Annotated in this window: 10 protein-coding genes; 4 read left to right on the top strand and 6 right to left on the bottom strand. The window is 41.9% G+C overall.

Features of this window, described 5'->3' with window-relative positions; genetic code table 11:
- Together JGK20_RS33265 and JGK20_RS33270 are read right to left on the bottom strand one after the other, a co-directional pair.
- On the bottom strand, window positions 1-612 hold a 612-nt coding region (locus JGK20_RS33265; RefSeq protein WP_293233667.1), incomplete at its 3' end, for a tetratricopeptide repeat protein.
- A gap of 142 nt (window positions 613-754) precedes the next feature.
- Window positions 755-1,684, bottom strand: a complete 930-nt coding sequence (locus JGK20_RS33270; RefSeq protein WP_293208363.1) for a hypothetical protein — start codon at window positions 1,682-1,684, stop codon at window positions 755-757.
- A 250-nt stretch (window positions 1,685-1,934) separates the two neighbouring features.
- Between JGK20_RS33270 and JGK20_RS33275 the strand changes: the two genes are divergently transcribed.
- Complete coding sequence (locus JGK20_RS33275) at window positions 1,935-2,285, top strand: hypothetical protein (protein ID WP_293198166.1); 351 nt, start codon at window positions 1,935-1,937, stop codon at window positions 2,283-2,285.
- Window positions 2,286-2,348: 63 nt separating this feature from the next.
- Here the strand turns inward: JGK20_RS33275 and JGK20_RS33280 are convergent, their stop codons facing one another.
- Entirely contained in the window at window positions 2,349-2,990 is a 642-nt protein-coding gene (locus JGK20_RS33280; protein ID WP_293184866.1) for a hypothetical protein, read from the bottom strand.
- 74 nt (window positions 2,991-3,064) lie between these two features.
- Between JGK20_RS33280 and JGK20_RS34740 the strand changes: the two genes are divergently transcribed.
- From JGK20_RS34740 to JGK20_RS33290, 3 genes are all read left to right on the top strand, one after another.
- Window positions 3,065-3,424 carry a hypothetical protein gene (locus tag JGK20_RS34740; RefSeq protein ID WP_366039835.1) on the top strand — a complete coding sequence of 120 codons (360 nt, stop codon included), beginning with the start codon at window positions 3,065-3,067 and terminating at the stop codon, window positions 3,422-3,424.
- On the top strand, window positions 3,354-3,956 hold the full coding sequence (locus JGK20_RS33285; protein ID WP_366039837.1) for a YihY/virulence factor BrkB family protein: 603 nt from the start codon (window positions 3,354-3,356) through the stop codon (window positions 3,954-3,956). The genes JGK20_RS34740 and JGK20_RS33285 overlap by 71 nt, the downstream gene beginning before the upstream one ends.
- Window positions 3,957-4,460: 504 nt before the next feature.
- Window positions 4,461-5,123, top strand: a complete 663-nt coding sequence (locus JGK20_RS33290; protein WP_293233669.1) for a hypothetical protein — start codon at window positions 4,461-4,463, stop codon at window positions 5,121-5,123.
- A gap of 175 nt (window positions 5,124-5,298) precedes the next feature.
- Here the strand turns inward: JGK20_RS33290 and JGK20_RS33295 are convergent, their stop codons facing one another.
- From JGK20_RS33295 to JGK20_RS33305, 3 genes are all read right to left on the bottom strand, one after another.
- On the bottom strand, window positions 5,299-5,991 hold the full coding sequence (locus JGK20_RS33295; RefSeq protein ID WP_293233671.1) for an MAE_28990/MAE_18760 family HEPN-like nuclease: 693 nt from the start codon (window positions 5,989-5,991) through the stop codon (window positions 5,299-5,301).
- 106 nt (window positions 5,992-6,097) lie between these two features.
- Complete coding sequence (locus JGK20_RS33300) at window positions 6,098-6,631, bottom strand: DUF262 domain-containing protein (protein ID WP_293233673.1); 534 nt, start codon at window positions 6,629-6,631, stop codon at window positions 6,098-6,100.
- Between the two features lie 194 nt (window positions 6,632-6,825).
- Window positions 6,826-7,153, bottom strand: a 328-nt coding sequence (locus JGK20_RS33305; RefSeq protein ID WP_325315616.1) for a hypothetical protein, incomplete at its 5' end; no start/stop codon positions are given.

Consider the following 7,153-nt stretch of genomic DNA (forward strand, 5'->3'; position numbering starts at 1 on the left):
GCGTTGCCACATCTCTAATGCCTGTTTGTAGAGAGGTTCAGCATCCCGGTAGCGTCCTTGGGATCTGTAGAGTTCTGCCAAGTTATTCAGACTGGTTGCCACATCAGGATGGTCGCCTTTAAACAGTCGTTGCCACATCTCTAACGCCTTTTTGTAGAGAGGTTCAGCTTCAGAGTAGTCTCCTTGGGATTCGTAGAGTCCTGCCAAGTTATTCAGACTGGTTGCCACATCAGGATGGTCGCCTTTAAACATCCATTGCCACATCTTTAATGCCTTGTTGTAGAGAGGTTCAGCTTCACTATAGCGTCCTTGGAATTGGTAGAGTAAGCCCAAGTTATTCAGACTCGTTGCCACAGCAGCATGGTCGCCTGGAAATAGGCGTTGTTTCATCTCTAATGCCTGTTGGTAGAGAGGTTCTGCTTCGCGGTAAAGTCCTTGGGTTCTGTAGAGTGATGCCAAGTTATTCAGACTGGATGCCACATCAGCATGGTCGCCTGAGTGAAGGGATTTAGCTAAGATTAATGCTTGTTCAGCAACGAGTATCGCTTCATTGAATTTGCCTTCGTTATACAGTTCAACCACTTCTTTATTCAGGTCTTCAATTGTTTTCATAGCAAATATTCCTGTAGGTTAAAAGTAAATTTTGTCGATAAAAATGGGGTTTATGCTATTCTCCACAAACCCCAAGAAACCAGCTTTTTGCAGAATTTAAGGCTGAGAAACCCAGTCTATTGTGCAAAAGCCTGTTTCTGTATTACCCCTGAGAGTTAACAACCAAATATTCCGTATATAATACCTCAGCGTTCGTTTGACCATTCACATAGTCCAAAATTTCTGCCAAATGCTCTTGATTGACTTCTAAGGCTTTCTGGCGACTATCTTCCAACCACTGAAAAGGCGGTAATTCAGGAGTAATCACAGCAAGCAGTTGTTCCCATCCTAGCTCATCCAAGCCAAAAGACTCATACTCGTCGGAGTCAGGATGAGGTAACACCGTCTCTTTCCCTGCATGGTAGGATGAGGGGGCATATTCCGAAGGACACAAACAAACTATCGTGCCGTTAGGTTCCCGTTCCAATAAGATTAAATATCCGACTTGGGGAGAAATCACTCGATAAATTAAATCGCTATTAACTGGGATTTGTTGACGTTTGATGTTGCGTCGATTGCCCATACTTCCTAATTGCGGTTCCCATATCTGCACAATTAATTCTGATTGAATTTCTTTATCTGTAGCGGGCTGGTATTTTTTAGCTTGCGTTTTTAATTCGTTCCAACATTCTTCGATAGTGCGCGGTTTAATTAAACCCTGTTCTTTTGCCCATTCAGGAAACTTAACTTTTTGTAACCATGCTTTACCTATTTTCCAGCGGCCTCTTTCAGTTCCCCCAAAGTCGCACCCTGCATCTTTCAGCTTGTCGCAAATTACCTGTAAACGATCGCGCAAAATAGCAGCCGCCGCATCTACACTTTTTTTAGTATCATTCGGATTTTTCTCTTCCTTTTTAGTTCCCTCTAGTAATTCACCTTGCCATTCATCAGCTAAAGTCCTATCATTCGATTCTGCATCTTTTTCGCAGAACCGCAGCAAAAATACTATCAGATTTTTGCCAGTAAAGCCAAATTTCGTTGCCATTGCTGCAAGAAAGTCTTTTTCATGGTCTTCATACCTGGGTAATTTCATTGCCTTTACCTTTGAGAGACGATAATATCAGTCTATCAATGCTTCCGAAACCTGGCAAGTACCCAACCACTTGATTCTACCAGTTTCTACTAAATTCTACTTTGGAAGTATCCAACCACTTAATTCTACCAGTTTCTACTAAATTCTACTTTCTTTTGACATCTATTTATATCTACATAATCCGTTCTCAAAATTTGCATTTTCAGTTAAACCCTCGTTATTATCGTTGTAAGTTTTAGAGGAAACCACCATGTTTAACAAAAATAAAAAGCTCATAGAAGAATTGGAAGGCTTGGAGGACTTAAAAGAAAGACTCATTCGCCTAGAGGTCAAACAAGAGCAATACCAACGGGAGTTTGAAGTTTATAATCAGGATATTGCTAAATTCCAAAAAACAATCGAAGAATTCGAGGGCATTCTTAAACCTTTTCAGATAATTTGTACCTTAATTACGCAAACGCCTGGAGGCCTAAAAACTTGGGTACTCGCAGTAACGATCGCTGCTACAATTGGTTTAGTCGCGGTCGATGTTTCCATCCGTGCGATCGGAGTAAAACCATTTATCAGGTTTCTAATTGAAGAAACCAAAACTTTAAAATGATTTCCGATCGCCCACCGCCATAATCCCGATGCGAGTGTTGGAATACAGACTACAGACTAATGACTAATTCCCAAACGGCGGTAAATCGAGTAACTGGTTTTTAGAAGGTGGAAGCTGGGCGGGATTCCGGCCAATTTGCGCGGGATTTTGGCGGATTTCGATCGCAGTTTCGCCAGGATTTGCGGTGCGAGTAGGGACTATTTCTAGAGAATAGGCTGGTGATGGTTCCATTTTTGCAGTAGGAATAGTTTGTGCTTTGGTGAGCAAGTCAACGGCGTCTGCTAGGGCGGTGGTTAAATTTCTGCTAGTCTCGGCGTGACGGGCTTCTTCTTGTTTGAGCGCTTGAGTGAGTTGTTTGATTTGTTCGATCGCCCGATCGCGCTCTTCGAGAACTTCTGTTAACTTAGTTTTAAGTTCCCCAACTGTATGCAGTTGTTCAACCTCATGCTGGCGAGCAACTCCAGCCTCGTCACCTTCGGGCGCAATCGGGGAGAAACTTTGAAATTCCTGTATCTGTGCTTCCAAAGCATCGATGCTTTGCTGAGTTAACTTAGCATCATTCCGGCGCTGCTCGGCTTCGGTATTGTAGAGTTGGCGCCATTGAGCCGCACTTTCACCAGCGTCATCGCGATCGCGCGAAACCTCTGTCAACTGCTGTTGTAGTCGCTTAATTTCATCTAACCACTGTCTGATATCTTGAGACATATTGTTTATTTTAGATTTTAGATTTTAGATTTTAGATTAGTCATTGGTCATTAGTCATTGGGAATTTGTAAGCTATGAACATTTATTACTGGTTGCGCTACCTGATTTTAGCCTTGTTTAAGGCACTTTTGAGGCTGCTGAGAGCTGTCAAAACGAAATTTGGTGATTTTTGGCTGTTTTGTCGCTGTTTGACTTGGAGCACGCTCAAGGAAGTCTGCATGAAAGCGGGAGAGCAGCGGTTGCCCGGGCTGTCTGCCGAAATGGCCTACAATTCTATGCTGGCGCTGTTTCCGGGGCTGTTGGCTATCTTGTCGGCGATTTTCACTAAGTTTTGTAGTATCGCTGTGGGCCTTTTCTGGAGTAATGAGCGCGGCGATGGCCGCCCTCGATCAAATTCATCAAATCCCGGCTACTCAAACTCGATCTTTTGTTAAAGCAAAACTTATTTCTATTTCTCTAAGCATTGGTACAATTTTGCTACTAATCTTAGCATCAGGAGTTGTCTTTGTCAGCGACTTAATTGTGCAAGCTATTGCCCGCCAGAGTTGCCTGTTAGAGTCGGTAGCAAATTGCAATTTAAAAGATGTCAAGAGTTGCCTAATGTTTCTGCCAGATTGTCCCTTAGAAGCACAATTATTAGGTGTTTGGCGACTGTGGCGTTGGCCTAGCACCTTGGGCATTGTATCCCTTGCCTTTGCCTTTGTTTACCGCTACGGGCCGAGCCGCCGTCACCCAGAGACACCGATTTTTTCCGGGGCTGTGTTTGCAGCTCTGCTATGGGCGATGCTTTCAGGTTTATTTCGATTTTATGTTTTGAATTTAGGCAATTACAATTGGACTTACGGCACGATCGGAACTTTTATCGTTTTGCTGCTCTGGCTTTATCTGTGTTGTTTGGCGATGTTGATCGGTGCTCAGTTAAATGTGACTGTGGGAAAGGCAATGAAACAATCAAACAAATGGTAATTGCTAAAGTAGTTAGTAGTTAGTAGTTAGTAGTTAGTAGTTAGTAGTTAGTAGTTAGTAGTTAGTAGTTGGTAGTTGGTAGTTGGTAGTTGGTAGTTGGTAGTTGTAGGATGTGTCGCCACCAAAAATCTCTAGCTACCTATCGACAATTTAACAGCTCCGCACTCGACCCCAATGGTATTATAAACAAACATAATATTTATTTGGTAGATTTTTTTCAATAATCTTATTGTTAATCCCAAAAAATAAGTTTCAGCATTAAGACGAAACGAACAGAAAACTAAATTATTAAATTTTGTCACTTACCGGATGTCGGATTATCGGCGCAGTACAGTGCTGAGTATACCCGCAACAAAAGACAGAAAAATCAGTATCCAAATAACACCACCGGGAAGGAATGTTAAGAGGCCAACACCTCTGAGAATCCAAACTAATAAAGTTATCCCTAGGACAGTCCAGAAAATGCGGGTTGATAGTCGAAATTGAAATCGAGGAGAATTAGTCATGTTGAATATAAAAATCTTATCTGGATCAATGATAGCTGTTTTGCTGGCGATCGCCAGTCACCTCACCTTCATCTCGACTCCCGGCGCTGCTGTGGCGCGCGCGGGTGCAAATACGCCACGGGAAATAGCCAATGCTGCTGTAAAACCTTCCTCTGCAAGTGTAGCAATTGGCGATCGCACAATTGGCGAAGCAAAAATCGGCATGACTTTGGGACAACTCAAGCAGGCTATAGGTTCCACAGCCCAGTTTAAGGTAGAGTCTCCTTTTATGGTAGACTTCGATGCAGTGGCGGTTAGTCGATCGGGAAAAGTACAGTATCGGATTATCTACGCTGCGGGTACAAAGCTGAAAGATGCGGATGCGATCGAACTTTTGATGACTGACAATTCTAATTATAAAACAGCTCAAGGCGTCGGGCCAGGAATGACATTAAAACAAGCCGAGGCAATTTACGGCAAGACTACTTTATCTTATAATGTGGATAATGAATCGAGAGAAAATGTGGTTTTTGCCAACCAGCCGAGCAAGAAGTTCTTATTTGTTCCCAAGGCTGAAGGGAAACAATTTGCAGGAGTTTATGGCGCGGGTAAAGGGGGATTTTTTGAGACTAACAAGTATCAACCGAATGCTGTAATTAAGTCAGTGATGGTGCGGAAGTAGCCTTCGCATCATTCCTAGAAACCGGGTTTCTTCGGAGATATCTCGCCACCCAACCAAAATTACCCTAGAAACCCGGTTTCTTACCCCTCCCATCATTCCCAGAAACCGGGTTTCTTATGAGATATGTCGCCACCCAACCAAAATTACTCTAGAAACCCGGTTTCTTAGCCTAAAATTAAGGATTATTTGTATTTACGTCCAAATACTCTTGATTGTCCAGATAACTTTTAACATTCTCAAGTATTTGACGCAAATACTCTATGACTTCTTCCTTCATTTCTAATAGTTCCTCAATAGCCTGATATCCCCCCACTTCTTCAAAAGACTTAATCCCGTGGGCTAAATCATTTCTATTACTTTTAATCACTACAAGATTTTGCCCATTTTTGGTCTTAGGAAAGTCTGTTTGATATGAAAAACCGTATTTGTCTGCTATTTCTTTAATTAACCTAGCATCCACATTTCCTGAAAACAGTTCCTCGCGTTCAAATGTAGCTGTGATTATATCAGTAGAGAGTTGATTAATTGTTAAATAAATTTTCTTAGGAGAACGATTTTTAAGATTTTGGAGGACAATCAGTTTAATTTCTGGTTTGAGTTTGTCAAAGGTGACTGCTTTATTTTTGAACTCCTCAAATATGGCTTCAATCGCATTTCGCATAGTGGATTCAACCAAGTTATATAGCAACAAAAAACCATTGGCTTTGAGCGTTTTTGCTAACTCTGGATCTAGGCTTTTAATTTGGTAGTTGCCAGTAGTATCAAGTAAAGCTAACTGCGTTGTCTGTTTTTCCAGGCTGTCCAAAAATACAAAGTAATCATCCACATCTTTAGCACGTATATTAAATTCTAAGAATACAGTTTCCATGATTATATTCGACTGCCAACATATTGAATATGCACAAATTATTTTGATTATACCAATAATTGCAGCAGTATATTTTGTGCTTTATTGAAATTTCTTTACTTGGCTGTTAAAATGATTGTATCCGTTCAAATACATCTCTTCGGACTTCCTCGTTGGCAGCTTGGGTTAGTTGGATAATCCGAACTGTAGTTCGGTTGAAGTTTCTCTGACGAGAAAGCAGTAGATCGGCAAACTTAAATCCATTTAATTGCTCTATTTTTTCGAGTCCACTTAATGTTAATTCGTTATTGATAAATCTAGCTAGGGTAAGAATGCGTTGTGCGCCGTCTACGATCTCTAAACGTGGTTCATCATTTTCATCATGACGGATCTCAACAACGAATATATAAGGTATTGGTATCCCCCAAATTACAGACTCAATAAACTTTGATTGCCTGGTGTCATCCCAAACAATTTGACGTTGGTAGTCTGGAATAAACAATTTATTAGTATCATCGTTAATTCCTTCCAGATATTTTTGAACGAGTATTTCGACTGGATACTGTTTCGTGTCGTAATTAATTTGCTGCTGCTTGTCGCGGATTTCCATTTCAGCGGCATTTCTGTCTTGAAGCGTAATTTGTTCTAGTTGCGATCGCATATTTTTAACTAACGAAGAAGCACTGTATATACGAGCATTTTACCACAACCCAGGGTTGATAAAGTCCTGTTCGGAGAATTTTAGTCTTGAGGCTACCGCAGTGTAAATTCTGATTTGACTAAGATGGTACGGCCGATCGCCCTTAGCAACAAAAAGAGCGATCGCCAAACAGAAATCGCCGCGAAGATTAAAATCTACAACGCGCTGCTGAGGGAATTAGAAGCACGATCGCGCAATGCCTCCAAACGATTACTTTCCCCGTTTAAATCGAACACAACCTCAAACTTAACGTGGGGTATAGTTTGTCGCAAAAACTGAAAATGCCCCTCTGCATCGGAGCGACTGCGGCAGCGGGCGACAATTATCCATTGCCCAGAGGGTAACAAACGGGCGATCGCCCAACAACACAAGCGGTCTTTGTATTTGATACTCCCCAGCCCGCTCCGGGACGGGGATTCTTGAAGAGTCCAAATGCGAACTTTCAAAGGCGAAATCAAAGCGCCTCTACTGACTCCTTCAAGA

The sequence above is a fragment of the Microcoleus sp. PH2017_05_CCC_O_A genome (assembly GCF_020738785.1).
Taxonomy (GTDB): Bacteria; Cyanobacteriota; Cyanobacteriia; order Cyanobacteriales; family Microcoleaceae; genus Microcoleus.

Bases quoted from the DNA above. Each gene is read 5' to 3' on its own strand.
- JGK20_RS33300 (WP_293233673.1), bottom strand. From the start codon at position 6,631: ATGCGATCGCAACTAGAACAAATTACGCTTCAAGACAGAAATGCCGCT.
- JGK20_RS34740 (WP_366039835.1), top strand. From the start codon at position 3,065: ATGAACATTTATTACTGGTTGCGCTACCTGATTTTAGCCTTGTTTAAG.
- JGK20_RS33295 (WP_293233671.1), bottom strand. From the start codon at position 5,991: ATGGAAACTGTATTCTTAGAATTTAATATACGTGCTAAAGATGTGGAT.
- JGK20_RS33290 (WP_293233669.1), top strand. From the start codon at position 4,461: ATGTTGAATATAAAAATCTTATCTGGATCAATGATAGCTGTTTTGCTG.
- JGK20_RS33270 (WP_293208363.1), bottom strand. From the start codon at position 1,684: ATGAAATTACCCAGGTATGAAGACCATGAAAAAGACTTTCTTGCAGCA.
- JGK20_RS33285 (WP_366039837.1), top strand. From the start codon at position 3,354: ATGAGCGCGGCGATGGCCGCCCTCGATCAAATTCATCAAATCCCGGCT.
- JGK20_RS33280 (WP_293184866.1), bottom strand. From the start codon at position 2,990: ATGTCTCAAGATATCAGACAGTGGTTAGATGAAATTAAGCGACTACAA.
- JGK20_RS33275 (WP_293198166.1), top strand. From the start codon at position 1,935: ATGTTTAACAAAAATAAAAAGCTCATAGAAGAATTGGAAGGCTTGGAG.